This is a genomic window from Celeribacter baekdonensis (assembly GCF_003047105.1).
In the GTDB taxonomy this organism is placed as follows: domain Bacteria; phylum Pseudomonadota; class Alphaproteobacteria; order Rhodobacterales; family Rhodobacteraceae; genus Celeribacter; species Celeribacter baekdonensis_B.
Genome location: NZ_CP028475.1, coordinates 1,805,021 through 1,831,435 on the forward strand (window position 1 = coordinate 1,805,021; position 26,415 = coordinate 1,831,435).

Annotated in this window: 25 protein-coding genes and 1 pseudogene; 11 read left to right on the forward strand and 15 right to left on the reverse strand. The window is 58.8% G+C overall.

Going from position 1 to position 26,415, the window contains the following annotated elements; all coding sequences use genetic code 11:
* The first annotated feature begins 2 nt into the window (after nucleotides 1–2).
* Nucleotides 3–623, forward strand: a complete 621-nt coding sequence (locus DA792_RS12380) for a LysE family translocator (protein WP_107720201.1) — start codon at nucleotides 3–5, stop codon at nucleotides 621–623.
* A gap of 24 nt (nucleotides 624–647) precedes the next feature.
* Here the strand turns inward: DA792_RS12380 and DA792_RS12385 are convergent, their stop codons facing one another.
* Together DA792_RS12385 and DA792_RS12390 are read right to left on the reverse strand one after the other, a co-directional pair.
* Nucleotides 648–1,418 carry an EcsC family protein gene (locus DA792_RS12385; protein WP_199908058.1) on the reverse strand — a complete coding sequence of 257 codons (771 nt, stop codon included), beginning with the start codon at nucleotides 1,416–1,418 and terminating at the stop codon, nucleotides 648–650.
* Nucleotides 1,419–1,480: 62 nt separating this feature from the next.
* Nucleotides 1,481–1,972, reverse strand: a complete 492-nt coding sequence (locus DA792_RS12390; protein WP_107720202.1) for a GNAT family N-acetyltransferase — start codon at nucleotides 1,970–1,972, stop codon at nucleotides 1,481–1,483.
* A 227-nt stretch (nucleotides 1,973–2,199) separates the two neighbouring features.
* Between DA792_RS12390 and DA792_RS12395 the strand changes: the two genes are divergently transcribed.
* From DA792_RS12395 to DA792_RS12405, 3 genes and pseudogenes are all read left to right on the forward strand, one after another.
* On the forward strand, nucleotides 2,200–2,784 hold the full coding sequence (locus DA792_RS12395; protein ID WP_107720203.1) for a flavin reductase family protein: 585 nt from the start codon (nucleotides 2,200–2,202) through the stop codon (nucleotides 2,782–2,784).
* A gap of 308 nt (nucleotides 2,785–3,092) precedes the next feature.
* Nucleotides 3,093–3,910: pseudogene (locus DA792_RS12400) on the forward strand (transglutaminase-like domain-containing protein).
* Between the two features lie 166 nt (nucleotides 3,911–4,076).
* Nucleotides 4,077–4,580, forward strand: a complete 504-nt coding sequence (locus DA792_RS12405) for an AAA family ATPase (protein WP_107720204.1) — start codon at nucleotides 4,077–4,079, stop codon at nucleotides 4,578–4,580.
* A 75-nt stretch (nucleotides 4,581–4,655) separates the two neighbouring features.
* Here DA792_RS12405 and DA792_RS12410 read toward each other — a convergent pair whose 3' ends face one another.
* The 3 genes from DA792_RS12410 to DA792_RS12420 form a co-directional block, all read right to left on the reverse strand.
* On the reverse strand, nucleotides 4,656–6,239 hold the full coding sequence (locus DA792_RS12410) for a SulP family inorganic anion transporter (protein WP_217621094.1): 1,584 nt from the start codon (nucleotides 6,237–6,239) through the stop codon (nucleotides 4,656–4,658).
* Nucleotides 6,240–6,400: 161 nt separating this feature from the next.
* Nucleotides 6,401–7,018 carry an aminotransferase class IV family protein gene (locus tag DA792_RS12415; RefSeq protein ID WP_107720206.1) on the reverse strand — a complete coding sequence of 206 codons (618 nt, stop codon included), beginning with the start codon at nucleotides 7,016–7,018 and terminating at the stop codon, nucleotides 6,401–6,403.
* Nucleotides 7,015–8,145 carry an aminodeoxychorismate synthase component I gene (locus DA792_RS12420; RefSeq protein WP_107722690.1) on the reverse strand — a complete coding sequence of 377 codons (1,131 nt, stop codon included), beginning with the start codon at nucleotides 8,143–8,145 and terminating at the stop codon, nucleotides 7,015–7,017. Before DA792_RS12420 ends, DA792_RS12415 begins: the two co-directional genes overlap by 4 nt.
* A 152-nt stretch (nucleotides 8,146–8,297) precedes the next feature.
* On the opposite strand from DA792_RS12420, the gene DA792_RS12425 reads away from it, so the two are divergent.
* The 3 genes from DA792_RS12425 to DA792_RS12435 are packed head-to-tail and all read left to right on the forward strand — an operon-like array spanning nucleotide 8,298 to nucleotide 10,358.
* On the forward strand, nucleotides 8,298–9,182 hold the full coding sequence (locus DA792_RS12425; protein ID WP_107720207.1) for an S-methyl-5'-thioadenosine phosphorylase: 885 nt from the start codon (nucleotides 8,298–8,300) through the stop codon (nucleotides 9,180–9,182).
* Nucleotides 9,183–9,185: 3 nt separating this feature from the next.
* Nucleotides 9,186–9,812, forward strand: coding sequence for a LysE family translocator (locus DA792_RS12430; protein WP_107720208.1), 627 nt, complete (start codon nucleotides 9,186–9,188; stop codon nucleotides 9,810–9,812).
* A 15-nt stretch (nucleotides 9,813–9,827) separates the two neighbouring features.
* On the forward strand, nucleotides 9,828–10,358 hold the full coding sequence (locus DA792_RS12435) for an adenine phosphoribosyltransferase (protein ID WP_417266944.1): 531 nt from the start codon (nucleotides 9,828–9,830) through the stop codon (nucleotides 10,356–10,358).
* A 119-nt stretch (nucleotides 10,359–10,477) separates the two neighbouring features.
* Here DA792_RS12435 and DA792_RS12440 read toward each other — a convergent pair whose 3' ends face one another.
* From DA792_RS12440 to coxB, 10 genes are all read right to left on the reverse strand, one after another.
* Nucleotides 10,478–11,896 (reverse strand): FAD-binding oxidoreductase, encoded by a 1,419-nt coding sequence (locus DA792_RS12440; protein ID WP_107720210.1) that lies wholly within the window; start codon nucleotides 11,894–11,896, stop codon nucleotides 10,478–10,480.
* A 46-nt stretch (nucleotides 11,897–11,942) separates the two neighbouring features.
* Nucleotides 11,943–12,533 carry a GNAT family N-acetyltransferase gene (locus tag DA792_RS12445; protein WP_107720211.1) on the reverse strand — a complete coding sequence of 197 codons (591 nt, stop codon included), beginning with the start codon at nucleotides 12,531–12,533 and terminating at the stop codon, nucleotides 11,943–11,945.
* Nucleotides 12,533–13,792 (reverse strand): M16 family metallopeptidase, encoded by a 1,260-nt coding sequence (locus tag DA792_RS12450; protein ID WP_107720212.1) that lies wholly within the window; start codon nucleotides 13,790–13,792, stop codon nucleotides 12,533–12,535. The genes DA792_RS12445 and DA792_RS12450 overlap by 1 nt, the downstream gene beginning before the upstream one ends.
* Complete coding sequence (gene thrC, locus DA792_RS12455; RefSeq protein ID WP_107720213.1) at nucleotides 13,789–15,171, reverse strand: threonine synthase; 1,383 nt, start codon at nucleotides 15,169–15,171, stop codon at nucleotides 13,789–13,791. The genes DA792_RS12450 and thrC overlap by 4 nt, the downstream gene beginning before the upstream one ends.
* A 13-nt stretch (nucleotides 15,172–15,184) precedes the next feature.
* On the reverse strand, nucleotides 15,185–15,853 hold the full coding sequence (locus DA792_RS12460; RefSeq protein WP_107720214.1) for an SURF1 family protein: 669 nt from the start codon (nucleotides 15,851–15,853) through the stop codon (nucleotides 15,185–15,187).
* Nucleotides 15,854–15,963: 110 nt separating this feature from the next.
* A complete protein-coding gene (locus DA792_RS12465; RefSeq protein ID WP_107720215.1) occupies nucleotides 15,964–16,767 on the reverse strand; it encodes a cytochrome c oxidase subunit 3 in 804 nt (267 codons plus the stop codon).
* 43 nt (nucleotides 16,768–16,810) lie between these two features.
* Entirely contained in the window at nucleotides 16,811–17,392 is a 582-nt protein-coding gene (locus tag DA792_RS12470) for a cytochrome c oxidase assembly protein (RefSeq protein WP_107720216.1), read from the reverse strand.
* Entirely contained in the window at nucleotides 17,392–17,553 is a 162-nt protein-coding gene (locus DA792_RS12475) for a cytochrome C oxidase assembly protein (RefSeq protein ID WP_107720217.1), read from the reverse strand. Before DA792_RS12475 ends, DA792_RS12470 begins: the two co-directional genes overlap by 1 nt.
* A 1-nt stretch (nucleotide 17,554) precedes the next feature.
* Nucleotides 17,555–18,493, reverse strand: coding sequence for a heme o synthase (cyoE, locus tag DA792_RS12480; RefSeq protein ID WP_107720218.1), 939 nt, complete (start codon nucleotides 18,491–18,493; stop codon nucleotides 17,555–17,557).
* A 173-nt stretch (nucleotides 18,494–18,666) separates the two neighbouring features.
* Nucleotides 18,667–19,572, reverse strand: coding sequence for a cytochrome c oxidase subunit II (gene coxB / locus DA792_RS12485; RefSeq protein WP_107720219.1), 906 nt, complete (start codon nucleotides 19,570–19,572; stop codon nucleotides 18,667–18,669).
* Nucleotides 19,573–19,751: 179 nt separating this feature from the next.
* Here coxB and tldD point away from each other — a divergent pair, with 179 nt between their 5' ends.
* The 4 genes from tldD to DA792_RS12505 all read left to right on the forward strand — a co-directional run bounded on the left by tldD (nucleotide 19,752) and on the right by DA792_RS12505 (nucleotide 26,415).
* Entirely contained in the window at nucleotides 19,752–21,170 is a 1,419-nt protein-coding gene (tldD, locus tag DA792_RS12490) for a metalloprotease TldD (protein WP_107720220.1), read from the forward strand.
* A gap of 319 nt (nucleotides 21,171–21,489) precedes the next feature.
* Nucleotides 21,490–22,653, forward strand: coding sequence for a DNA-processing protein DprA (gene dprA / locus DA792_RS12495; RefSeq protein ID WP_107720221.1), 1,164 nt, complete (start codon nucleotides 21,490–21,492; stop codon nucleotides 22,651–22,653).
* A 241-nt stretch (nucleotides 22,654–22,894) separates the two neighbouring features.
* A complete protein-coding gene (gene topA / locus DA792_RS12500; protein WP_107720222.1) occupies nucleotides 22,895–25,555 on the forward strand; it encodes a type I DNA topoisomerase in 2,661 nt (886 codons plus the stop codon).
* A gap of 155 nt (nucleotides 25,556–25,710) precedes the next feature.
* On the forward strand, nucleotides 25,711–26,415 hold the full coding sequence (locus DA792_RS12505; protein WP_107720223.1) for a CoA transferase subunit A: 705 nt from the start codon (nucleotides 25,711–25,713) through the stop codon (nucleotides 26,413–26,415).

Sequence of the window (26,415 nt, forward strand, 5' to 3'; positions counted from 1 at the left end):
ATTTGGACCACACGTTGATCACCTTTGTCCTGATCGCCGGCCTTTTGGTGATGTCGCCGGGGCCAAATGGGGTTTTGATCGCCAAAACCGTGCCGATGTCAGGCCGCGCCGCCGGTTTCGCCAATGTTGCGGGGTTTGTCACCGCCTTTTACCTGCATGGCGCCCTCTCGATTCTTGGGATTTCGGTGATCTTGGTGCACTCTGCCCTGGCCTTTTCCATCGTCAAACTGTTGGGCGCGGCCTATCTGATCTGGCTTGGCGCAAAGGCCCTGATCGCGGCCTATCGCGGCAAAATCCCTGACGCAGAACCAAGCTGCGGGACCCCCAAAAAGCACCTCTTGAACGCTTATCTGGAAGGCTTGTTGACCAATGTACTCAACCCGAAAGTGTCGATGTTCTACCTCGCCGCCTTCCCTCAGTTCATCCCGCAGGACGCGGGCACGGCTGGATCGGCCTTTCTGCTCGTCTTTTTGCACTCAATGATCAATCTCATCTGGTTCGGCGGCATGGTGATGCTATTTGCCAAACTGTCTCGGGTCGCGCGCGGGGCGCGGGTCCAACGCTGGCTCAAAGGCGTGACGGGCGTGGTTTTGATTGGGTTTGGCGCACGCCTCGCGCGCTAAGGCGCACGTGAAAGTCCAAACGCGTTAGGCTTTCATTTCGGCCCGCAACAGTGCCTTGAGCTGATCGAAACTCTGATCGCTGTCCTCGGCCAAGCGCAACATGCCAAAGCTGACATGGGCCATGTCCTGATAATAAGCGGTGTAGGCGTAATTCGTCGCCGCCCCCGCCACAGCGCCCAAAATCGGCACGGTTTGTGCCGCAAGTTTTTGCCCCAGCACCACCGAAAGGCGTGGCGCAACGCGGGCGATGATCCCGTTCAACGTTGCCCCGGTCAAGGTCGTGCGAGTGACCAAAAACCCAAGGTCAGCACCATCATCAGCCTCCAAAGGCCCGGCGGCGGCAAACACTTGGATGCAGGCTTTGCGGATATCATCACGCTCGGGGTCAAACCCGTATTCTTCTGCCACGTTTTGAATGGCATGGAGCAACACGGTCGTCGTCACCGGCAATTCAGCCAAGGCCGTTGGCAAACCGCCCACGCCCCCCGCCGCCCCCAACCCGGAGGTCACAGCCCGCGACAACCAAGCGTTGCCTTTGAGCGTGCGCCGCCCGCGCGCCGCGCCATCAAAAGCCAGTTCAAGCGCCGAAAGGGTTGCCGTTTCAAGATGCGCGCGCACGGGTTTTGGCAATTTGCCAAACAGCCCGTCCGCTGTCCCGCCCACAAGGTTCAAAAGCTGCATCCCCGGCGTGTTGGCACGTTTGAGCCGACGCGCAAGCATGCGAATGGCCTCAGGCGTCGGGGCTTGCAACACGGCGTTGTCACCGTCAGTCAGGGCGGGCGTTTTTTGTGTCATGCAAGATAGGTGGGGAGACAGGCCAGCTTTGCCAAGCCCCCGAGCCCATTTCAAATCGGCGCTCAATCGTCTTTATGCACGAGACCGGACACGGTATCCCACGCGCCGGGGCGCAAGGCCACGCCCAATACCCGGTCCGGGTTGGTTGGCGGCGGCATTTCGACATGGTCGAGTTTTTCAAAGCCAAAGCGGGCATAATAGGGCTCATCGCCGACCAAAAGCACCCGTGCCCAGCCGAGTTTGACCGCCTCGGCCATGGCTTCGGTGATCAACAATCCCCCCAACCCCTCGCCTTGGCGCGTTGGGTGAACGGCCACGGGGCCCAACAACAAAGCGCGATCTTCGCCCGCACCCACCCGGATCGGCCAAAACCGGATGACGGCGGCCAAGACCCCATCGGGGTCGCGCGCCACGAGGCACAGATCGGCAACCTTTTCAACGCCATCCCGCAATCGGTAGGAGGACAACAGCTCGCGCCCAGGCGCAAAACACGTGTCGTAGAGGTTCTCGACCTCCCAATAATCATCCGCAGTTTCAACTTCGAGCTGATACACGCCTGCCCTTGCCCCTGTCTCTTTGTGCGACCACTCAGTCTGCTCGGATTTAGGCTCGAAATCCTGCTCAAGCGTTTTACGAAAATCCACCCAAGTGACTTTCGAAAAACGCCGTGCAACAGCCTGATGTCGCGGGCCTTTTCCATGAACCCGCGCCTCAAGTGAATTGAAAAGGCTTTAACACGGCGCTAGATGAGGGGCAACGCGAAGAAGAGGACAGCGCCAAGATGTTTTATCGACCGACCGAGGGCCACGGCCTGCCACATAATCCGTTTAATGCCATCGTGTCGCCGCGCCCAATCGGCTGGATCTCGTCGCGCTCAGCCACGGGCGTGGAGAACCTTGCCCCCTACTCATTTTTCAACGCTGTCGCCTATGTCCCGCCGCAGGTGATGTTTGCCTCCGTCGGCAGCAAAGACAGCATCCGCAACATCCGCGAGACCGGGGAGTTTTGTGTCAATCTGGTGAGTGCAGCGCAGATCTCGGTGATGAATGCCTCGTCTGAGGCCTTGGCGTTTCATGAGGACGAGTTCACCCATTCCGGCGCGTTGCGTGCGCCTTGTCGCGACATCGCCTGTTCGCGGGTTGAGGACGCCCCTGCCGCACTTGAATGTAAAATGACCCAGATCGTGCAGCTCGAGGGCAAAGACAACTATGTGGTCTTTGGCACAGTCGTCGCCATCCATATCCGCCCGGATTGCGTGGTGGATGGGCGGTTTGACGTGGTCAAAGCCCGAATGCTCTCGCGCCTTGGTTATCGGGACTATGCCGAGGTGACCGAAGTGTTTGAATTGACCCGACCGAACGATTGAGGGCATGGCCGGGAAACGCGCCTCGCCCGCCACACACAGCAAGACGAACACCCCGGTTATAGCGACCAGTAACGGCGCGCGGTGAGACGCTGCCCGATTAGCCTAGCAAACGGTCACGCGGCCCCCTCACCGCAACCGTTTTATGAAAATCGCGCGGTTTGTAGCAAGGCGAGGCCGCAGCCCTCTGACTGTCATTGAAAGCTGATCCAAGACCAGATACGGCAGAAAGAGAGGGGGCATTGCCCCGCCCGCTTCTTCCTCCCCATGTCGGCTTTGTCTTTCGGCCGCCGCCCCCCATAGGACACGGAATGCGTATTCAAATAGACGTCGCAATGACCTACCGCTTTCCGAACCCGAACACGGTGTTTTTGGCGCTTGAGGCGGCTCATGCCCCGGGCCAAGAGATCGCCTATGAAAGCCTGTTGATTGGCGATGCCGACATCAGCCGCATCAATGGGGATTCCGATGTGGGTCAGCGCGTCTTTGCCCGTGTGCCGGGCTATGAAATGTTGCTCAATTACAGCGCGCTGTTGGACATCACACGCCCGCGTATTGCCCTTGACGGGCTTGACGCCGCGCCATGGCACCTGTTGCCCAGCGAAGTTGTGCCCTACCTGCGACCCTCGCGCTATTGCCAGTCGGACAAATTCGTCAGCTTTGTGAGCAAACGCTTTGGCGGGCTTTCGGGGGGCAAAAGGTGGCCGCGATCCGCGATTGGATCGAAGCCAACCTGTCCTATGTCCCCGGCAGTTCCGACACCGACACCAATGTGTTGGAAACCTTCGCCGGACGCCAAGGCGTGTGCCGCGACTACGCCCATCTGATGTGTTCGATGGTGCGTGCCGCCCAAATTCCCGCCCGCATGGTCGCCGCCTATAGCCCCTTTGTCACGCCCCAAGATTTCCACGCCGTCGCCGAGGTTTGGTTGGGTGGGGCATGGCACTTGGTCGATGCGACGGGCATGTGCCACGCCGATGACATGGCGATCATCTCGGTCGGTCGCGACGCCTACGACATTGCCTTTATGGAATCACAGGCGCCTGCGGAATTGTGGTTTCAATCGGTCTGGGTGCAACAGGTTCCAGACCCTGTTGAACAATGCGATGGACCAAACATAGACATGTGAGCGCCCTTATGGCATTTGGGCCATATGAAACCCCCGTTTAAGACAGTCAGCGCCTTGCGCCAAAACCGAATTACCATCCCGGCCTGAACCGCCGGGCCGGGTTATTCCTGTCTTAAAACCAACTGTGCGGCTTGTCCGAAATATCGCACTGACCAAGGGTAGTCTCATGCTCCAAACAGACCCAACTCTGCACCTGATGTGCGGAAAAATCGCCTCTGGCAAATCTACATTGACGACCAAACTTGGCGCTCACCCCGCAACCATCGTGATTGCCGAAGACACATGGCTCAGCGCGCTTTATGCCGATGTCATGCTCTCCGTCGCAGACTATGTCCGCTGCGCGTCCAAGCTCCGGGGGATCATGGGGCCTCACATTGTGGCGTTGTTGAATGCGGGCATGTCGGTGGTTTTGGATTTTCCCGCCAATACCGTCGAAACGCGCATGTGGATGCGAAGCCTCTTGGACCAAACCGAGGCGGCGCATCAACTTCACGTTCTCGATGTCCCTGATGCGCTGTGTCTGGACCGGCTGCGGCGGCGCAACGTCCAGACCGATCATCCGTTTTCGGTGACGGAAACCCAGTATTGGCAAATGTCCAAATATTTTGTCGCGCCCACGCCAGATGAGGGGTTCAACATCGTGCTGCACACGGTTGAACCCGATCGCTAACAGTCCCGCGCGCCACCCAAAAGGCCTCCCAACGCGGAGGCCTTTTTCATCTCAAAATCTGCGGGATTGCCCGGCTTAATGCCCAGCGCCCAAAACGCCCGTGCGCACGGAGTAATCTGTGGCGATCTGATAATCCGGGTCATCATCGCTATCGACCATCAAATGCCCCGCGTTGGTCAGCAAGTTATGGCAATCGCGCGACAGGTGGCGCAGTTGGATTTCTTTGCCCAGCGCCTCATATTTCGCGGCAAGGCTTTCGATCGCGTTGAGCGCGGATTGATCCGCCACCCGGCTATCGGCGAAATCGACGATCACTGTCGCCGGATCACTCGCCGGATCAAACATCTCGCCAAAGCCTTCGGCGGAGCCAAAGAACAGCGGCCCTTGGATTTGATAGACTTTCGCGCCCTCGGGCGTCTCATAGGTCTTGGCATGAATGCGCGACGCGTTTTGCCAAGCATAGGCCAGCGCTGACACGATCACCCCCACAACCACGGCCACGGCGAGGTCTTCATAGACCGTCACAACCGTCACCAACAGGATGACGAAAGCGTCGGTCTTGGGCACTTTGCGCATGACCTTGAACGAGTTCCACGCAAAAGTCCCGATCACCACCATGAACATCACACCGACCAGTGCGGCCAATGGAATTTGTTCGATCAACGGACTGGCGACCACGATAAAGGCCAACAAAAACAACGCCGCCGTGATCCCCGCCAAACGTGTACGCCCGCCGGATTTCACGTTGATCATCGACTGACCGATCATCGCACAACCGCCCATACCGCCAAAGAAACCGGTGATCACATTGGCCGTGCCCTGCGCGATACATTCTTGTGACACGCCGCCACGTTCACCTTTGATTTCGCCCACAAGGTTCAGCGTCAAAAGGCTTTCGATCAGCCCCACAGCCGCCGCGATCAACGCATAGGGCAGGATGATTTTCATCACGTCGACAAACTGATCCATGCTGCCAAACATCGGCACCAGCGGGATGTGGAACTGCGGCAAACCGCCTTTGATCGTGGCCAAATCGCCGACCCGCGGCACGTCGATGTTAAACGCCAACACCACAGCCACCGTCACCAAAATCCCGGCCAAGGGCGCGGGGATGATATTGGTCACTTTCGGCAAAAAATGCACCACAGCCATGGTCAAACCCACCAGCCCCAGCATCATCATAAGCTGCATGCCCTGCATCCACACATGGCCGCCATCAGCACCCGGCACTTTGAATTGGCTCATCTGGGCAAGGAAAATCACGATCGCCAGACCGTTCACAAACCCGAGCATCACCGGATGGGGCACAAGGCGAATGAATTTACCAAGCCGGAAAATCCCCGCCAAAATCTGCAACAGTCCCATCAACACGACGGTCGCAAACAAATACTCAACCCCGTGCTGCGCCACCAAGGACACCAGCACCACAGCAATCGCCCCGGTCGCACCGGAAATCATCCCCGGCCGCCCGCCGATCAAAGCTGTGACCAAGCCCATGATAAACGCCGCGTAAAGCCCCACGAGCGGGTTCACCCCCGCCACAAAGGCAAAGGCCACCGCTTCGGGCACCAAAGCCAACGCCACAGTCAGCCCCGACAAAAGATCGGTTTTAATCTGTTTCGGCGTCAGCGGATAAGAGGCGGAATTTGAAATAGACATGGTCTTCGCGAAAGACGCGAGTGCGGATTGGATCACGGGGGGCCCCCAAATGTCAGGAAATGTGCGTTTGAGCCCTCATAACGCGATTGTCCCCCAAGCGCAAAGGCCGAAGCCGCCCTTCCGCCCCCTCTGAGTGGCATGCTCGCAACAGATTTTTCGACTTAGTCGACCAATTTCGCCTCGATCAGACCTCGCAGGGAATTGCCGACCCAGATTTTGGCCACTTGACGCAGGTCATTCTCCGTGAGAACCGCCTCTTCGACGCGCCCCTCGGCCAACAGGGCTGCGCGCAACACCCCCGGCAACAGCCCAGCAGGCAAGGCCGGCGTCACGGTCACGCCCGCCAGATCGACAAAAACATTGGTGATTGTGCCCTCGCAGAGCTCGCCCCGCGTGTTGAAAAAGAGGTATTCGTCGAGCCCCTCCGGCAGCTCCGCACGCGCCCTGTCATAGAGCGCCCGATGGGTCGTTTTGCGCCGAAGCCATGGGTCATGCGGATCAAGTCGGGCGTCATGCACCGCGACCCGAAACAGCGGCTTTGCGGCGGCGAGCGGCGCATCCTCTAACGCCATCTGTCCGGCTCGGTCCAACGTCAGCCGCATCCGGCGTGGCCCTTCGGCGCGAAACTCGGACAGAAGACGTTCCGCCTGTGTCCGGTCAAAGGCCACATCAAGCTCCGACGCCGTGCGCGCCATCCGCGCCAGATGCAAGGCACCACGGATCATGCCCTGATCGGGAGCGTAGCCAAAGGTTTCGATGATGCGGAAGGTCTCGTTCATACCTCAGGCTCCAAATCGGCAAAGCGGGATTTCAACAGAGCCTCGTCATATTCGGACTGCGCATCGCTGTCATAGACAACCCCGCCGCCGACATGAAGCCGTGCGATGCCGCCCTCCATTTCGCCCGCCATTTCCAATGTGCGGATCGCAACATTGAAAGAGGACCGCCCGTCCGGGGCCGCCCAGCCGATGGAACCGCAATAATGCCCCCGCGGCCCGGCTTCCAACTCACGGATGATCTCCATCGCGCGGATTTTCGGCGCGCCAGTGATGGAGCCACAGGGAAACAGCGCCCGAAATTGTTCGGACAGCCCGATCCCGGGCAAAAGCCGTGCGGTGACGGTCGAGGTCATCTGATGCACTGTGGTGTAGGTTTCAATCGCAAAGAGGTCCGGCACGTTCACCGAGCCAACTTCGGAAATCCGCGACAGGTCATTGCGTAGCAAATCGACGATCATCAGGTTTTCCGCCTGATTTTTCTCAGACGCGGCAAGCCAGAGCTTGGCCGCCTCATCCGCCTCGGGCGTCGCGCCACGGGGCACCGTGCCTTTCATCGGCCGCACGGTGATACCGCCTGCCCCGTCGGTCTCGTAAAACAGTTCCGGCGAGCGCGACAGCACTGCCGATCCATCCGCCCGTTCGATCAACACACCATGACCAACGGGCTGATGTGCGACCAAACGATCATACAGGGCGCGCGGCGACAGATCGGTGCTCAGATGCAGCGGAAAGGTCAGGTTGGTTTGGTACACATCTCCGGCCCGAATATAACGCGCCACCGTATCAAAGGCCTCGGCATAACGCGAAACCTCCCAAATCGGACGCATTTCAGTGCTGCCCTCTTTCAAAGCGGTGCGTGGCACTGCGGCGATCGGCGCGTCATAAAGCCCCACCTCCAAAAGCGGCACATCGCGATCGGGCGGTAAAAGCGGCAAGAGATGCGGCTCAAAACAATAGCCCAACTCATAGGAAAACGCGCCCGCAAGCCACAGCCCCTCGGCCTGCGCCGCCTCCAAACGTGCAAACGCCCCGGCAACCTCGTCAGGGTGGCGAGCGTACACAATCTCTTTTGGCGACTGGAACAGGCTGGCCCTGCCCAAAGGCCCCTTGTCGAACTCAATTCGCATTTTGTCCCCGCCCTCCAGAACGCCCGGCATTTAGCGGATCGGACCCCGTTTTGGCAAGGTGCCTAAATCTCTGCTCGTGTCTATGATTGCCTCTTGCGCCCTCTGTTGCTGCGCCGCAAACTTGCGCCAACAGCGCGGATAAGGAGACACGGATGCAACGGACAATTGGCGTGATGGGCGGCTCGGGGGTCTATGAAATCGACGGGTTGGAAAATGCCACATGGCAAGAGATTGACACCCCTTGGGGCGCGCCCTCCGATGCGGTTTTGACCGGCACCTTAGAGGGCGTCAAAATGGCCTTTCTGCCCCGGCACGGGCGCGGCCATGTCCATTCGCCCTCGACCGTGAATTACCGCGCCAATATTGATGCAATGAAACAACTGGGCGTCACCGATCTGGTGTCCGTGTCCGCCGTGGGGAGTTTTCGCGAAGACATGGCACCGGGCGATTTTGTCATCGTCGATCAATTCATTGACCGGACATTCGCGCGCGAAAAATCATTCTTTGGCACCGGTTGCGTCGCCCATGTGTCGGTCGCCCATCCGGTGTGTGAACGGCTCTCAGGGCTGGCCTATGAGGCAGCCCGCGCCACGGGCGTAGCCGTCCACAAAGGCGGCACTTACCTCGCCATGGAAGGTCCGCAATTCTCCTCGATGGCCGAAAGCAAGATGTACCGCGAATGGGGCTGTGACGTGATCGGCATGACCAATATGCCCGAGGCGAAACTCGCGCGAGAGGCCGAGATTTGCTACGCGTCCGTCGCCATGGTCACCGATTATGACAGTTGGCACCCGGACCACGGCGCGGTCGACATCACCGCGATTTTCGCCACGCTCAAGGCCAACACGCATCACGCCAAAGCACTTGTCGCGGCCCTGCCCGCGTTGCTGTCCGAAGCCGCCGCACGCGCCTATGCGCCCTGCGAACACGGGTGTGACCGGGCGCTCGAATTTGCCATCATGACCGCACCGGACAAACGTGATCCTGCGGTCATCGACGCACTCTCGACTGTCGCGGGTCGGGTTTTGAAAGGATAATCCATGAGTTTTGATCTTTGGTTGGCTTTCGCTGCCGCCTCCACCGTGCTGCTGATCATTCCCGGCCCGACCATCCTTTTGGTGCTGTCCTATGCGCTGACCCAAGGCAAACGGGTCGCCGTCGCCACCGCTTTGGGCGTCGCCTTGGGCGATTTGATTGCCATGAGTGCCTCGCTTTTGGGACTTGGCGCGCTGGTCGCCGCCTCGGCCTCGGCCTTTGTCGCACTCAAATGGGTTGGCGCGGTCTATCTGCTTTATCTTGGCGTCAAAATGCTGCGCTCCGCGCCCAAAGCCAGCCTTGGCGATGTAACCCAAATGGATCATGTCAGCGCCACACATGTGTTTGGTCACGCCGCTCTGGTCACAGCACTCAACCCCAAATCCATCGGCTTTTTCATCGCCTTCGTGCCGCAATTCATCCGCCCCGAAGCGGCCCTTGCGCCGCAATTTGCCGCCCTGATCACCACGTTTGTGGGGCTCGCTGCGCTCAATGCGCTGGCCTATGCGCTTTTGGCCAATAAGATGCGCGGGCGCATTCAACGCCCGCGTGTATTGCGCAATTTGACCCGGACCGGCGGCGTGGCCCTGATCGGCATGGGCGCGCTGACCGCCACGCTCAAACGCGCGTAAGCAAAAGGAATCTCTATGAAAACCGTCAAAGATTACATCCGCACCATCGTCGATTTTCCACATGAAGGGATCATGTTTCGCGATGTGACCACACTCTTTGCCGACCCGCGCGGGATGCGTTTGGCGGTTGATCAGATGCTTGCGCCCTATGTCGGGATGCAGATTGATAAAGTCGTGGGGTTAGAGGCACGCGGGTTTATTTTGGGCGGCGCGATTGCCCACCAACTCGCCATCGGCTTTGTCCCGATCCGCAAAAAAGGCAAACTGCCGGGGCGGGTGATTTCCGAAGGCTACACACTTGAATACGGCGAAGCGGTTGTCGAAATTCATGACGACGCGATCCAACCGGGGGAAAAAATTCTTGTGGTTGATGATCTTTTGGCGACGGGGGGCACGGCGGCGGCCGGGATCAAATTGGTCGAACGTCTGGGCGGCGAAATCGTTGGCTGTGCCTTTATTGTCGATCTGCCGGAGTTGGGCGGTCGGGCTGTTTTGGAAAATTTAGGCTATGACATCCACGCCCTGTGCCAATTTGAGGGCACGTGAACGGTTTGGTAAGGACTCAGGCCTAATCATATGCCTGTCCCGAGGAGCCGGGACGCTGTTTGCACCACATGTGAGAGATCACACGCGCCCTGACCGCCCCCCGGTCAGGGCGTAGCTTTTTACTCGATCCGGCGCAAAACCGCACCCGGATTCATGATGCCTTTCGGGTCCAGCGCGGTTTTGATCGCCCGCATCGTGGCCAATTTAACCGGATCGCCGTAGCGTTCCAAATCTTCCATTTTGAGCCGCCCGACCCCGTGTTCCGCGCTGATCGAGCCGTCAAATTCGGCCACCAAATCATGCACACAAGCCTTGATCGCACCCCGGACATGTTCATAGTCGGCGCGGGTCCGTCCCTTGGCCGGAAAGGCGTTATAATGCAGGTTTCCGTCGCCCAAATGGCCAAAGCAATTGACCCGGATGTCGGCGATTTTTCCAAGTCGCTCAATCCCTTCAGGGATAAAATGCGGGATGCGCGACAGTGGGATGGAAATGTCATGCGACGAGATCGAGCCAATGCGCCGATTGGCCTCGGGAATGTTTTCCCGCAGCGCCCAAAACGCCTGACGCTGCGCCTCGCTTTGTGACAGGACACCGTCGCCCACCAGCCCTGCCGCGCTCCCGGCCTCAAACAAAGCGGCCAGCCGCTCCGTTGGATCACTGGTCCCAGACACGCCCAGATCAATCAACACGCACCACTCCGGCGCGGTCGCAAACGGTTGGCGCAGATCCGGCATTGTCTCCGACAGAAACGCAAACCCCATGCCCGACATCAGTTCAAAGGCGGAAATGCCCTCGCCAATCATCGCTTGCGCCATGGCCAAAAGCTCCAGCGCCGCCTGAGGCGAGGGCACCACGAACACCGCCGCAGCCGCGTGATCCGGGCGCGGGAAAAGCCGCAAACTGGCCGCTGTGATCACACCCAAAGTGCCCTCAGCGCCGATCAACAGGTTCTTAAGATCGTAGCCCGTATTGTCTTTGCGCAGGCGTTTGAGCCCGTGCCAAATCGACCCGTCGGGCATCACGGCCTCAAGCCCCAAACACAGGTCGCGCGCATTGCCGTAGCGCAGCACATTAAGCCCACCCGCATTGGTCGCCAAATTGCCGCCGATGCGACACGAGCCCTCAGAGGCCAAGGACAGCGGAAACAGACGTTCGACCAGATCGGCGGCCACTTGGACATCCGCCAAAATCGCGCCCGCCTCAGCAATGATCACGTTTTCCGATGCGTAGACCGCGCGGATCGCCGTCATCCGCTCCAAGGATAGGATCACCGGCGCGGGACCGTCATAGGCCACCTGCCCCAAAACCAACCCCGTGCCCCCGCCCAAAGGCACAACGCCCACGCCCGTCTCATGGCACATCCGCACCACGGTCGAAACCTCTTCAACCGAGTGAGGACAGGCAATCACCGCCGCTTGGCCATGATAGCGCCCACGCGGATCGTCCAACTCACCGGGATGGCGCGTGCGTAGGGTGCCCGTCGGCAAAGCCGCCGCAAGTCGGTCCAGAAACGCGGGTGTGGCAGGCTGGGTCATGGATCAAGCTCCTCTGCGCGACATGGTCGCTCCGTTTGGGCCGCGCTTAGGCCAAGCCCACGGTGGTGGGCCCGCGCCGATCATGGCGCAGCGCCGAATACAACACATGATTGCGCCAGCGGCCATTGATCTGAAGATAGGATTGCGCCACGCCTTCATATTTGAATCCGGCCTTTTCCAATGCCCCACGCGAGGCCACGTTTTCGGGCAAACATGCCGCCTCGATCCGGCTGAGGTCCATCCGTGAAAAGGCGTGATGCACCATACCGGCGATGGCCTCTTTCATATAGCCTTGGCGGGCGTAGCGCGCGCCGATCCAATAGCCGATGGTGCCCGCTTGCGACGGGCCACGGCGGATGTTGTCAAGCGTGAGCGCCCCCAAGAGCGCCTGATCTTCGCGTCGGGTCAAAAACAACGCCAAAGCCGCATCTGATTTATACGACCGCTCGGCCCAGAACACCCTGTTGGTAAAGGCTTTTCGCGCCAAATGATCCTCGGCCCAAGTCGGTTCCCAAGGCTGCAAAAAATTTGCACTTTCATCCCGAAGACCGGCCCACGCCCGATAGTCCGAATGCAAAGGCAAACGGAGCACAAGGCGCTCCGTGTCGATCCTCACCTTCGGTCGGCGTTGGAACATCAGGCGGCGAACCTTTCACGCAGGTCTGCCAAATCGGGAGCGCCTTTGACCGGGCCGTAGAGCGCCATAGAGGCGCGGCTTGTGCCGATCTTGGCCAAGAAATCGCGGACCCCGTCCAAAGTCACCGCATTTATGCGTGTGACGGTTTCTTCCACGGCGGGCACGCGCCCCCAAATCCCGATCATCCGCGCATTGCGTTCAGCACGCGAGGACGGGCTTTCCATCCCCATGAGCAGGCCTGCCTTGATCTGCGCACGGGCGCGGTCAACCTCGACCAAGGTCATCTCATCGGCGGCACGTTTGATTTCATCAATCGTCAGCTCGGCCAATTCGCCAACCTGATCGCCTGAGGTGCCCGCGTAAATCGTGGTCATGCCAGTGTCGGCATAGGCCCCCGATTGCGCATAGATCGTATAGCACAGCCCGCGCTTTTCGCGCAGCTCTTGGAACAAACGAGACGACATGCCGCCCCCCAAAGCCGTGGTTGCGGCTTGGGCGATGTAAATGTCTTCGTCGCGATATCCCGGTCCCTCAAAGGCCAGCGTGAAATGCGCCTGTTCAAGCTTTTTAACCTTGCGGAATTCACCGCCCTCAAAGCGCGCCGGGTCGGCCTGATCGCGACCGTGCGATTTAAGCCCGCCGAAAATCTCCGTGGCTTCCGCCACGATGCGGTCATGATCAATATGGCCCGCCGCCGAAAGCACCATCCGCTCCGGGCTGTAATGTTCTTCAACAAAACCCGCCAGATCATCGCGTGAAAAGGCGCGGACCCGTTCAGCGGGGCCTAAGATGGTGCGGCCAAGCGCCTGTTTGGGGAATGTCGCCTCTTGCAACCAATCGAAAATCACATCGTCAGGGGTGTCGAGCGCCTGACCAATTTCCGAGAGGATCACACCCCGTTCAACTTCGAGTTCGCGCGCGTCAAAGATCGGATTGAGAACGATGTCACCAATCACATCAAGGGCCAAAGACACATCGTCCTTGAGCACCCGCGCGTAATAGGCCGTGACCTCGCGCGATGTATAGGCATTCAGATACCCGCCGACATTTTCCAACACTTCGGCAATTTCCAACGGCGTGCGCCGTGCGGTGCCCTTAAAGGCCATATGTTCCAGAAAATGCGCGATACCGTTTTGTTCGACCCGTTCGTGCCGCCCACCGGCCATGACCCAGACGCCAATCGAGGCGCTCTGCATCGAAGGTTGAAGTTCCGTCACAATGCGGAACCCATTGGGCAATGTGTGGGTACGTGGGCTCAAGCGAGGCGCTCCTTAATTAGGGATTTCAGACCATCTAGGTCATTGGCAACCACGGTAAAGCGTTCGTCACGCTCAAACAGGTCAGCCATATGGTCGGGCAAGGCGGGATGAATGCCACAGGCGGCCTCGACGGCGGCGGGGAATTTCGCCGGATGCGCGGTGGACAGCGACACCATTGGCACCTCGCTGAGGTGATCTTCGGCGACCTTCACTGCGACAGCCGTATGCGGGCAAAGCACTTCGCCGGTACGTTTGTACATATCGGTGATCGTTGCAGAGGTTTCGTCTTCCGAGGCGCGTCCAGAGGTGAACGTGTCGCGCAAACGATCCATCGCCCCTTGCGAGATTTTGAATTCGCCCGCTTTGAGTTCCGTCATCAATTGCGCAATCGCCCCGCCTTCGCGATCATAGACGTCGAACAAGGCCCGCTCAAAGTTGGAGCTGACTTGGATGTCCATCGACGGGCTGATCGAGGGGGTCACGCCCTCTTTGGTATAAGCGCCCGTCACCATGGTGCGGTGCAGGATGTCGTTTTGGTTGGTGGCGATCACCAGATCCTTGATCGGAAGGCCCATGCGTTTGGCAATGTAGCCCGCAAAAATGTCGCCAAAATTGCCGGTCGGCACGGTGAACGACACCTCGCGATGCGGCGCGCCCAGCGAGACGGCGGAGGTGAAATAATAGACCACCTGCGCCAAAACCCGCGCCCAGTTGATTGAATTCACGGCGGCCAGTTTGACGTGATCGCGGAACTCGATATCGGCAAACATCTCTTTCAATGCGGCTTGGCAATCGTCGAAATCGCCCTCAACCGCCAGCGCATGCACGTTGGCCTCAGGCGGTGTGGTCATTTGACGACGCTGCACGTCGGAGACGCGGCCATGCGGGAACAGGATGAACACATCGACGTTGGACAAGCCTTTGAACGCCTCAATCGCCGCCGACCCGGTGTCACCCGAAGTCGCGCCAACGATGGTGACGCGTTTGCCAGAGCGCGACAGCGCCGCTTGGAACAATTGCCCGATCAGTTGCATGGCGAAATCTTTGAACGCCAAGGTCGGCCCGTGGAACAGTTCCAACAGGAAATGGTTCGGGCCGAGTTGCACCAAGGGCGCGCGGGCATCGTGTTTGAACCCGGCGTAGGCCTTGGCGATGATCTCTTTGAATTCCGCGTCGGTGAACGTGTCGCCTATGAAGGGGCGCATGACGATAAACGCCGCCTCTTCATAGGATTTTCCAGCAAGGCCTGCGATCTCATCCGCGCTGAGTGTCGGGATGGTTTCAGGCACATAAAGCCCGCCATCGGAGGCCAGCCCCGTCAGCATCGCTTGTTCGAATGAGAGCACCGGCGCTTGGCCGCGGGTCGAGATATAACGCATTGTGTCCGCCGCTTTAAACTTTTCGGGTTCTGATACGCCACAAGAGGAAGAGAGTCATCCCAAACCAGACAAGACACAGCGAAAACCATGTGATCGCGTATTGCAAATGGTCATTGGGGATGCCTTCGATCCCAACTGGGATCGGTTCGATCCCCTCCCCCGTGCTGTCGCGCGCGACAATCAGGATCGGCTCGGTGCCCAAAGCCGCCGCCATGGCGGGAATATCGCGGCCAAACCAGATGTTGCGGCCCAAATCCGGTGCGGGGGTCGAACTGTTCATATCATCGGGCCAGTGCAGGTTGCCGACCACAGACACAGCCCCTTTTGGGCGCGGCCCATCCTTGGCCATCTCATCCACAAAGCCACGATCCAACAACACCCGCCGCCCGTCCGTCAGCGTCAGTGGCGCGATGATCAAATAGCCCGCACCAATCTGTTTGCGCGACACGAGAACATGCAGTTCCTCATCCCCGATCACCCCTTCGCCCAAAACCGGAAGGTATTTCATCGACGGGTCCACCACGGCGGGCACCCGCACGGGATCGGCGGTAATTTCGGCGGTGATCTCGGCCAAAATACCTGCCTTCCAGTCCATCCGCGCCAATTGCCATGTCCCGAGCCAGATCAGGATGCCACAGCCGATCACACCGATCAGGGTGGGAAAGATCATTCGTTTGAGCATATCGCCTCCAAATCGTCTCCAAAACTGGCCCAAAGCAAAAGGGCGCGAATATCGCGCCCTTTTATCAAGTCTTGATCGTGAGCAAAATACTCATCCGATCTGTGCCAAACTTATTGGCCCCAGATGTACACCGCCACAAAGAGGAACAGCCAAACAACGTCCACAAAGTGCCAGTACCACGCCGCCGCTTCAAAGCCGATGTGATCGTCAGGGGTGAAATGCCCCTTCATCGACCGCACCAGACAGATGGTCAGAAAAATCGTACCGATGATGACGTGGAAGCCGTGGAACCCGGTCGCCATGAAGAAGGAGCCAAAGAAGAAGTCGCCGCCAAACGTGTAACCTTCATGGACGAAAAGCTCATAATATTCATAGGCTTGGAACACGGTGAACAGACCGCCAAGACCGACACCGATGGCCAGACCAGCGACAATGTCTTTGCGGATATTGCCATGCACCAACGCATGGTGCGCCCAGGTCACAGCGGCCCCAGAGCACAGCAGGATCAGCGTGTTGATCAGCGGCAGGTGAAACGCGTCGATCGGGATGATTTCTGGCGGCACATAGGTCGCGCCCGGATATTCGGACATCGGATAGAGCGTGTGTTTGAAAAACGCCCAGAACCATGCGGCAAAGAACATCACTTCGGACATGATGAACATGATGAAGCCATAACGCAGGCCGATGCGGACCACCGGCGTGTGATCGCCCGCTTGGTTTTCTTTGATCGTGTCCGACCACCAGCTCCACATCACGTAAAGCACGCCAATAAAGCCGATCAGGAAAATGTACGGGTTGTCATTGGCCATCCACTGAACAGCGCCAAACAGCATGATGAAAGCTGCGACAGCGCCCATGAGCGGCCACGGCGACGGCGGCAGGATGTGGTAATCGTGGTTCTTTTCATGCGCCATAATGTGCGTCCCTCTCCCTTGAGGTGGTTGCCCGTATGCGAGCTTAGTTCAGACCTGAAACCGGGGCTTCGTCGCTCTCAAGAGCGGCGTAGTCGTCGGGCAGGTCGGTTTCGTGAAAGGTATAAGACAGGGTGATGCGATGGACGAACCGCGCATCCCGGTCTGTGGTGATTTCGGGATCGACATAAAAGGTCACGGGCATGAGCACACGCTCGCCCGGTTTGAGCACCTGTTCTGTGAAACAGAAACAGTCGATTTTGGTAAAAAACCCGCCCGCTTCAAACGGCGCCACGTTGTAGGACGCGGTGCCGCCGATGGTGCGGTTGGTTGGATTGTACGCCTCGTAAAAGGCCAGCCCGGTTTCACCAATCCGCAACTCCATCGTGCGCTCGACGGGTTTGAATTCCCATGGCATATCCGGGTCGGTGTTGGCGTCAAACCGGATTTTGATCGTCTTGTCCAGAATCACATCGGACCCGGTCGAGGCCTCAGCCGTGGTGCCACCAAAGCCGGTCACCGCACAAAACCAGCTATAAAATGGCACGGACGCCCAAGCCAGCCCGCCCATGAGGCCAACGACCCCCACGAGTTGCAGAACTGTTTTTTGCGGTCCCTGAAGCGCCATTACTTCGCCATCTCCCGTTGCATGATCGCCGGATCAATCACGGTGACTTTCGCCACGGTAAGCCCCAGCATCAAAATCACAAACGCGCCCAAGGCCAGCCCAAGCCCTACATTGCGGGACCGGCGGCGGGTATGAATTTCGTGAAGTTTAGTGATTGCCATCTTAGAACGGCCCTCCAAGGCCCGCGGCCATAAGCCCTTTGTCCACCATCAGTGCAGTGAAATGCAGGAAAGTGTAGGCCAGCGACAGTTTGAAAAACGCCCGCTCTGCCTTGTAATTGTCGGCCTCGGCTTGGTCCTCATTGCGGCGCCAAATCACAACAGCACCTTTCAGGAACAAGCCATTGAGCACGACAAAAGCCACCAGATAGGCCCAGCCGGCCAAAGGCGTCAGGAACATCGCACCCGCGGTCAGCGCCAAAAGCACGGTGTAGGCCAGGATATGATTGCGTGTGACGCGCTTGCCATGGGTCACGGTCAACATCGGCACTTTCGCCTTGTCGTAATCCGCGTTCATAAACAACGCCAAAGCCCAGAAATGCGGCGGCGTCCACATGAACACCAGCATGAACATCAACACCGACGGCAGGGTGATGTCCCCCGTCACAGCCGCCCAACCGATCATCGGAGGAAAGGCACCAGCGGCCCCGCCAATCACAATGTTCTGCGGCGTCGAGCGTTTGAGCCACATGGTATAGACCACGGCGTAAAAGAAAATCGTAAAGGCCAAAAGCCCGGCAGCGACCCAATTGGTCGCAAGGCCCAGCATGACAACCGAGAAGGCCGACAAGGTGAGGCCAATCGCCAGCGCCTCTTCGGGCGCGACTTTGCCCGACGGGATCGGACGCGATTTCGTGCGTTTCATCACCTGATCAATATCGGCGTCATACCACATGTTCAGCGCACCGGAGGCGCCGCCGCCAATGGCGATGCACAGAATGGCGAAAAAGCCGATAAACGGGTGAATACCACCGGGCGCGACGATCATGCCCGCGAAGGCGGTGAACACGACGAGAGACATCACACGCGGCTTGAGCAAGGCGAAGTAATCGCCAAACCCGGCCTCGCGGCTGTCGTCCATATTGATCGTCGCGTCAGTCATCGCGTCTACCTATTCCTTTGGCCCTATCCTCTCAAACCTGCCCCTTTGGGGTCTATGTCTGTGTGGATAGGGTGCCTTAAACTTGGACTTGGGGGTCGTGGGGTCTTCGTGCGTGGGGCTTAATGGCCAGATGGGGCGGTTGACCCGCCCTCACCTGAAATCATGAAAGACGCTTACTCGGCCAAGGCCAATTTGACGGCGCTCGGAGCGGTTTCAAGCGCGGCGTATTCTTCTTTCGCGCCCGCCAACCATGTGGCGTAGTCTTCCTCAGACACAACCTTCACCGTGATCGGCATAAACGCGTGGTCTTTGCCGCACAGCTCGGAACACTGACCAAAGAAGGTGCCGGTTTTCTCGGCTTTGAACCAAAGTTCAGCCACACGGCCCGGAACAGCATCCTGTTTCACGCCAAAGGCGGGGATGGTCCAGCTGTGGATCACGTCGGCGCCGGTCACGCCCATGACGATGGTTTTGCCAACCGGCACGACCACGGCTGTGTCCGTCGCCAACAGGAACTCATCGGGGGTGTAGCCCGCATCCACCAGCATCTTCTCAACCTCAGGGGTGCGCATATATTCGCCGCCGGTGGCCGGTTGACCGATCATGTAGCTGTCGAATTCAAATCCTTCGTCCACATATTCATAGCCCCAGTACCACTGGTGGCCGGTGACTTTAATGTAAATATCGCCGTCAGGAATTTCCTGTTGCTTGAACAAAACCGGAAGCGAGAAGGCCCCGATCACCACAAGGATCAAAATCGGCACAATCGTCCAAGCCACCTCGATCTGAGTGTGGTGGGTGAAGGTCGCAGGCGTTTTGTTGGCGCGTGCATTGTAGCGCACGATCACCCAGAGGATCAAAAGTGCGACGAAAAGGACAATCGCACCGATAATCCAGTTCAGCATATGATCCAAACCGTGAATATCGCGCGCCAGCTCGGTCGCGGCGGGCTGAAAGCCCATTTTCCCGGAAACAGGCGCGCCCAAAAGCTCACCCGTGTCTTGGGCAAAGGCTTGTGTCGCGCCAAGGGTTGCGAAAAAAACGGCCGCCAAGCCGGACAAAAGGGGTTTTGTGCGCATTCTCTCTTCCCATAATTGCAGTCGAAGGCAGGGGCCTGTCGATGCCGCCCCGTTCATGCGGGTGCGTTTTCGTTTGAGTCTTTCCCATCAAAAACCATATTAGACGCGACGGGACAAGAATTCCCCGCCGCTTTGAGCGGTTTTTTTGATCTAGATCAAGTCCCAAGGGAGAAAAATCAATGCCATCGAGACGTTTTGACCCATTTACAAACACACTCGACCTCGACACATCGCTGTCGATTCTGCGTGACGCCGTGGATGGGGCCGATGATGGCGAGCTGTTCTTTGAACGACGCACCTCCGAAGGCATCGTTTTAGATGATGGACGGATTCGCACCGCCTCCTATGATGCCTCCGAAGGATTCGGTCTACGTGCCGTGCGCGGCGAAACCGCAGGCTACGCCCATTCCACCACCATCAGCGAAGCCGCGATCAAACGCGCCGCTGAAACCGCCCGCCTTGCGGTGGGCGATGGCGGCGGCAGCCTGGCCGAGGGCCCGCGCGCCACGAATGTCAAACTCTACACCGATGAGAACCCGCTCGATGGTGCAGCCTTTGAGGTCAAGATCGACACATTGGGCGAAATTGACGCCTATCTGCGCGATCTCGACCCGCGCGTGGTCCAAGTCTCCGCCACGCTGGCCGCCTCGCATCAAGAGGTGTTCATCCTGCGCCCCGAAGGCACGCTTGTTTCCGACATCCGCCCGATGGCACGGCTCAACATTTCGGTCATCGTCGATCAGGCTGGACGACGCGAAAGCGGCGCGTCGGGCGGCGGAGGACGCTATGGATTTGACGGCCTTTTGCAGCCTGAGCATTGGCAATCCGTCGCCCGCGAGGCCCTGCGCATCGCCTCCGTCAACCTTGAGGCCGTTCCTGCCCCTGCGGGCGTCATGGACGTTGCCCTTGGCAATGGCTGGCCGGGCGTGTTGTTGCACGAAGCGGTCGGCCACGGGCTTGAGGGCGATTTCAATCGCAAAGGCACCTCCGCCTTTGCGGGCCTGATGGGGCAACAGGTCGCGGCCAAAGGCGTCACCGTCTTGGACGATGGCACGATCCCGGATCGGCGCGGGTCGATTTCGGTCGATGACGAAGGCACGCCGTCGGGAAAAACCACGCTGATCGAAGACGGCATCCTCGTCGGCTACATGCAAGACCGCCAAAACGGCCGTCTGATGAATGTCGCCCCCACCGGCAATGGTCGCCGCGAAAGCTACGCCCATGCGCCAATGCCCCGGATGACCAACACCTATATGCTTGGCGGGGACGCCGCCCCCGAAGAGATCGTCTCCGAGATCAAAGACGGGATTTATGCCGTGGGCTTTTCTGGCGGTCAGGTCGACATCACCAATGGCAAATTCGTGTTTAACTGCACCGAGGCGTATCGGGTCGAAAATGGCCGCGTTGGCGCGCCGGTGAAGGGCGCGACGCTGATTGGCGATGGTGCCACTGCGATGCGCAACATCCGCGCCATTGGCAATGACATGGCGCTCGATCCGGGTATCGGCAATTGCGGCAAATCAGGGCAATGGGTGCCGGTGGGCGTGGGGCAACCGACGCTTTTGATCGGCGGGCTGACCGTTGGCGGCTCTGCCTGACCTTCCACGCGGATCGGACCGGATCACGTTAAAGCGTTCCGCCATAAACCTGTTTCACGGGTGTATGGCGGAACGCCCACACCATGGATGCATCTGGCAGCGTCACGCCTTTCCCATGCCTCAGGTGAAAGGCGTGACGCGTTAACCATTATGAACAAGGCGGCCGAAGAGGTCGCCCTTTTGCGTGGGTTAGGCGCGCAAGGCGGACGGTATGGTAAAAAAATTCAAAATCATTCCGCTCAAATGCAATCTTTTTGGGTTTTGGTAACGCCTCATTAACCAATTTGCGGCAATGTGAAAGGGCAAGAGACGGAGAGAGTTGATCTTGGAGTTCATCCCTTCCCACCACCCCCTCACCCCACCCCACACCGTGGAAGATCGGGTCGATTGGCTCCGCCTCTTGCGCTCCCGCCGCGTTGGCATCAGCACCTTTTATCGGATGCTTGAGGAACACGGCGATGCGGCCACCGCCCTTGAGGCGCTCCCCGAAATTGCCAAACACGCTGGTGTCTCCGACTATCAAACCTGTCCGCGCGGTGTTGTTGAGGCCGAATTAAAAGCTGGCCGTAAACATGGCGCGCGTTTGATCACCCGCGCCGATCCCGACTATCCCGCCCTTCTTGCTCTGATTGACGACGCCCCGCCCGCGCTTTGGGTCAAAGGCGACATATCGCTGTTTGAACGCCCCTCTTTGGCACTGGTCGGCGCACGCAATGCCTCATCATTGGGCGTGCGGTTCGCCCGCACTCTGGCGCGTGAATTGGGTGAGGAAGGCTTTGCCATCACCTCCGGTCTGGCCCGCGGCATTGATGCCGCGGCGCACGAAGCAGCGCTTGAGAGCGGCACCATCGCGGTTTTGGCAGGCGGCCTGGATGTGATCTACCCCACCGAGAACACCGATCTTTACCATAAAATCGCCGCGACCGGACTTTTGATCTCGGAACAGCCCTTTGGCATGAAACCCTTCGCCCGGCATTTCCCAATGCGCAATCGCATCGTCTCCGGCCTGTCCCACGCCACCGTGGTGATCGAGGCGGCGGCGCGCTCGGGCTCACTGCTCACGGCGGGCAATGCCTTGGATCAGGGGCGCGAGGTCATGGCCGTGCCGGGGCATCCGTTTGATGCCCGCACATCTGGCTGCAACATGTTGATCCGCGATGGCGCCACTTTGGTGCGCGGGGCGCGCGATGTGATCGACACGCTGGCCGCCGCATCGCCCTTGGCTCAAACCGTGCAACACACGCCCGCGACCGCCATTCCCGTCACGCCGCGGCCCGCGCCCGGTTCAGACTCGCGCGGGTTCAAAGACCACGCCATGCTGCATGTCGAAATCCTCGCCCGTCTTTCCGGTGCGCCCCTGCCCGAGGACGACCTGATCCGCGACATCGGAATCCCGGCGGACCAACTCAGCTCTGAGATTCTCACTCTCGAACTCGATGGCCGCATCTTCCGCAAACCCGGCGGGCTTTTGGCTCTTGGATGACACCCGCCCCGTCAGCCATTTCCCCTGTCACACGCCTTGTCACAAAAAATTCCCAAAGCCGCAGGTCCACGGGTTTTTGGCACGATACCTTTAGGTATCGCGCGGACATCATGCCGCATGATGGGCAGAACAGGCTTGCTTTGGCGCAAAAAAACCGTAGATGCCACATTGACAATCAGTCGTTGCAGGCCCCATTTTCCGCCGCCATAAGGCCAAGAAATCATAACCCGAAGGACAGTCCATGCCAGTTGTTGTTGTTGAATCCCCGGCCAAGGCGAAAACAATCAACAAATATCTCGGCAGCAATTACACCGTCCTCGCCTCTTATGGCCACGTCCGCGACCTCCCCGCCAAAGACGGATCTGTCGACACCGACAACGAGTTCGACATGACCTGGGAGATCGGCGCGGACAGTCGCAAACACGTCAAAGCCATCGCCGATGCGCTCAAAGACGACGACGAACTGATCCTCGCAACTGACCCTGATCGCGAAGGCGAAGCGATTTCGTGGCACCTGCAAGAGGCGCTGACCAAACGCAAAGCGATCAAAAAATCCACCGCCGTGTCGCGCGTGACCTTCAACGCCATCACCAAAACCGCGATTTTGGAAGCGATGAAACACCCGCGCCAAGTCGATGTGCCGCTGGTCGATGCCTATCTGGCGCGCCGCGCGTTGGATTACCTTGTCGGCTTTAACCTGTCCCCGGTGCTCTGGCGTAAATTGCCCGGCGCGCGCTCGGCCGGACGGGTGCAATCCGTCTGTTTACGCCTGATCGTCGAACGCGAAACCGAGATTGAAGCTTTCAATCCGCAAGAATACTGGACCGTCAAAGCCCTTTTGGAGACCCCACGCGGGCAATCTTTTGAAGCGCGCCTGACCCAGCTTTCGGGTAAGAAACTCGACAAATTCGACCTCAAAGACCGCCTCACCGCCGAAATGGCCGTGCAAGCGGTCAGCTCGCGCGTGCTCAAAGTCGCCTCGGTCGAGGCCAAACCCGGCGCGCGCAACCCCTCTGCCCCGTTCATGACCTCAACCCTGCAACAGGAAGCCTCGCGCAAATTCGGCATGGGCGCACGCCAAGCGATGAACGCTGCGCAACGCCTCTACGAGGCGGGCCTCATCACCTATATGCGAACCGACGGGATCGACATGGCACCCGAGGCGGTGACACAGGCCCGCGATGCGATCAAAGCCCGCTATGGCGACCGCTATGTGCCCGCCAACCCACGGATTTATAAAAACAAAGCCAAAAACGCCCAAGAGGCCCACGAATGTATTCGCCCGACCGACATGTTTGTCTCCCCCGATGAAGCAAAGCTGACGGATGCGGATCAACGCAAACTCTACGACCTGATCTGGAAACGCACCATTGCCTCACAAATGGAGGCGGCGCGCCTTGAACGGACCACCGTGGACATCACCTCTGATGACCACGAGGTCGTGCTGCGCGCCACTGGGCAAGTCGTTGTGTTTGATGGGTTTATGGCGGTTTATACCGAAGGCCGTGATGACGTGGACGAGGATGACGAAGGTCGCCTGCCGCAAATTATGAACGGCGAGCCGTTGAAACGTGTCGCAGGTGGGCTCAAAGCGCAAGCCGCTGAAAAAGAGGCGATTTTGGCTGGTGATGACGCCATTTTGGGTCTGCAACACCATACCAACCCACCGCCGCGCTACACCGAAGCGACCTTGGTCAAACGGATGGAAGAGCTGGGCATCGGTCGTCCCTCGACCTATGCCTCCGTGCTGACCACGATTGTGGATCGCGAATATGTCCGCAAAGAGCAAAACCGCCTGATCCCCGAAGACAAAGGCCGGATCGTCACGATCTTTTTGATGAATTTTTTCCGCAAATATGTCGGCTATGAATTCACCGCCAACTTGGAAGAGGAGCTCGACGAAATCTCGGCGGGCGATCTCGATTACAAAGAGGTCTTGGCGAAATTCTGGCGCGATTTCTCAGCGGCCATTGGCGAGACCTCCGAGTTGCGGATTTCCGAAGTGCTTGACAAATTGGACGCCGCCCTCGCCCCACAGCTTTATCCGCCGCGCGAAGATGGCAGCGACCCGCGCGTCTGTCCGCTCTGTGGCCAAGGCAACCTGCACCTGAAAACCTCGCGCTCGGGCGGCTTTGTCGGCTGTTCGAACTACCCAGAATGCCGCTACACCCGCCCGATCAGTGGCGATGCCGCCGAAGCCGGCGACCGGATTTTGGGCGAGGATGAGGACGGCAACGAAATCTCCCTGCGCTCGGGTCGCTATGGCCCCTACGTGCAGCGCGGCGAAGTTTCGGAAGAAAATAAAAAGCCCAAACGCGCCTCTTTGCCGAAAGGGTGGGAACCGGATGCGATGGACCTTGAAAAGGCGCTCACACTTTTGAGTCTGCCGCGCCGGATCGGCGAACACCCGGAAGGCGGCGTGATTTCTGCCAATTTTGGACGCTTTGGTCCCTATTTGATGCACAAACTGCCGGGCGACGAAAAACCGGTTTACGCCAATCTCAAAGACCCGAACGATGTGTTTGAATGCGGCATGAACCGCGCGGTTGAATTGATCACCGACAAGCGCAACAATCCGGGGCGCGGTCGCTCTGCGGCGGCCAAGCCATTGAAAGAATTAGGTGACCATCCCGATAGCGGCGGCGCGATCAGCATTATGGAAGGTCGCTATGGTCCCTATGTGAAATGGGAAAAGATCAACGCGACCTTGCCGAAAGACGTCACGCCTGAAGACCTGAGCATGGAGCAAGCCGTGGCATTGATCGCGGAAAAAGCGGCCAAGGGCGGCAAAAAGAAAGCCCCGGCGAAAAAGGCACCTGCGAAAAAACCGGCGGCGAAAAAGCCCGCAACCAAGAAACCAGCGGCCAAAAAAGCGGTGACTCCGAAGCCTGCTGACGAGTAAATCAGACGATTTTCGCACTCAGAGCCAAGTCACATCCACCAAAGGGCCCCTCATCGGGGCCTTTTTGCTGCACCATTTTGTTGCAGTGCGGCATCCTCCATTGACAGGCCGCACCGGATTCATTCCAATTGCGCCAAAGGAAACGGGAGAGAGTGATGAAGAAAGTATACGGCTCCGCCACAGAGGCCTTAGATGGGCTTTTAAAGGACGGAATGTTGATCGCAGCCGGGGGGTTTGGGCTGTGCGGGATACCTGAGTTGTTGATCGACGCGCTGGTGGAAAGCGGCGTTAAGGATCTGACGATTGCCTCCAACAACGCAGGTGTCGATGGCTTTGGCCTTGGCAAGCTGTTGGAGACGCGCCAGATCAAGAAAATGATGTCGTCTTACGTGGGTGAAAACGCCGAATTCATGCGGCAATACCTGTCGGGCGAGTTGGAGCTTGAGTTCAACCCGCAGGGCACTTTGGCCGAACGGATGCGCGCCGGTGGCGCAGGCATTCCGGGGTTTTACACAAAAACCGGCGTCGGCACGGTGATCGCCGAGGGCAAAGAGCACAAGGATTTCCGCGGCGAGACTTACATTCTCGAAGAGGGTATTTTCGCCGATATTTCCATCGTGAAAGCATGGAAAGCCGACGCAACCGGCAATGCGATTTTCCGCAAAACCGCCCGCAATTTCAACCCACCCGCCGCGATGTGCGGCAAGGTCTGCATCATGGAAGTTGAGGAAATTGTGCCCGTCGGCAGCCTCGACCCCGATTGCATCCACATGCCCGGCGTCTATGTCCATCGCCTGATTCAAGGCACGCATGAAAAGCGGATCGAACAGCGCACCGTGCGCCAGAAAGCGGAGGCATAA

Bases quoted from the DNA above. Each gene is read 5' to 3' on its own strand.
- tldD (WP_107720220.1), top strand. From the start codon at position 19,752: ATGCCATCGAGACGTTTTGACCCATTTACAAACACACTCGACCTCGAC.
- DA792_RS12405 (WP_107720204.1), top strand. From the start codon at position 4,077: ATGCTCCAAACAGACCCAACTCTGCACCTGATGTGCGGAAAAATCGCC.
- DA792_RS12430 (WP_107720208.1), top strand. From the start codon at position 9,186: ATGAGTTTTGATCTTTGGTTGGCTTTCGCTGCCGCCTCCACCGTGCTG.
- DA792_RS12415 (WP_107720206.1), bottom strand. From the start codon at position 7,018: ATGAACGAGACCTTCCGCATCATCGAAACCTTTGGCTACGCTCCCGAT.
- DA792_RS12465 (WP_107720215.1), bottom strand. From the start codon at position 16,767: ATGGCGCATGAAAAGAACCACGATTACCACATCCTGCCGCCGTCGCCG.
- DA792_RS12475 (WP_107720217.1), bottom strand. From the start codon at position 17,553: ATGGCAATCACTAAACTTCACGAAATTCATACCCGCCGCCGGTCCCGC.
- DA792_RS12425 (WP_107720207.1), top strand. From the start codon at position 8,298: ATGCAACGGACAATTGGCGTGATGGGCGGCTCGGGGGTCTATGAAATC.
- DA792_RS12445 (WP_107720211.1), bottom strand. From the start codon at position 12,533: ATGTTCCAACGCCGACCGAAGGTGAGGATCGACACGGAGCGCCTTGTG.
- thrC (WP_107720213.1), bottom strand. From the start codon at position 15,171: ATGCGTTATATCTCGACCCGCGGCCAAGCGCCGGTGCTCTCATTCGAA.
- DA792_RS12470 (WP_107720216.1), bottom strand. From the start codon at position 17,392: ATGGCGCTTCAGGGACCGCAAAAAACAGTTCTGCAACTCGTGGGGGTC.
- DA792_RS12440 (WP_107720210.1), bottom strand. From the start codon at position 11,896: ATGACCCAGCCTGCCACACCCGCGTTTCTGGACCGACTTGCGGCGGCT.
- cyoE (WP_107720218.1), bottom strand. From the start codon at position 18,493: ATGACTGACGCGACGATCAATATGGACGACAGCCGCGAGGCCGGGTTT.
- DA792_RS12395 (WP_107720203.1), top strand. From the start codon at position 2,200: ATGTTTTATCGACCGACCGAGGGCCACGGCCTGCCACATAATCCGTTT.
- topA (WP_107720222.1), top strand. From the start codon at position 22,895: ATGCCAGTTGTTGTTGTTGAATCCCCGGCCAAGGCGAAAACAATCAAC.
- coxB (WP_107720219.1), bottom strand. From the start codon at position 19,572: ATGCGCACAAAACCCCTTTTGTCCGGCTTGGCGGCCGTTTTTTTCGCA.
- DA792_RS12460 (WP_107720214.1), bottom strand. From the start codon at position 15,853: ATGCTCAAACGAATGATCTTTCCCACCCTGATCGGTGTGATCGGCTGT.
- DA792_RS12435 (WP_417266944.1), top strand. From the start codon at position 9,828: ATGAAAACCGTCAAAGATTACATCCGCACCATCGTCGATTTTCCACAT.
- DA792_RS12385 (WP_199908058.1), bottom strand. From the start codon at position 1,418: ATGACACAAAAAACGCCCGCCCTGACTGACGGTGACAACGCCGTGTTG.
- DA792_RS12410 (WP_217621094.1), bottom strand. From the start codon at position 6,239: ATGTCTATTTCAAATTCCGCCTCTTATCCGCTGACGCCGAAACAGATT.
- DA792_RS12505 (WP_107720223.1), top strand. From the start codon at position 25,711: ATGAAGAAAGTATACGGCTCCGCCACAGAGGCCTTAGATGGGCTTTTA.
- DA792_RS12420 (WP_107722690.1), bottom strand. From the start codon at position 8,145: ATGCGAATTGAGTTCGACAAGGGGCCTTTGGGCAGGGCCAGCCTGTTC.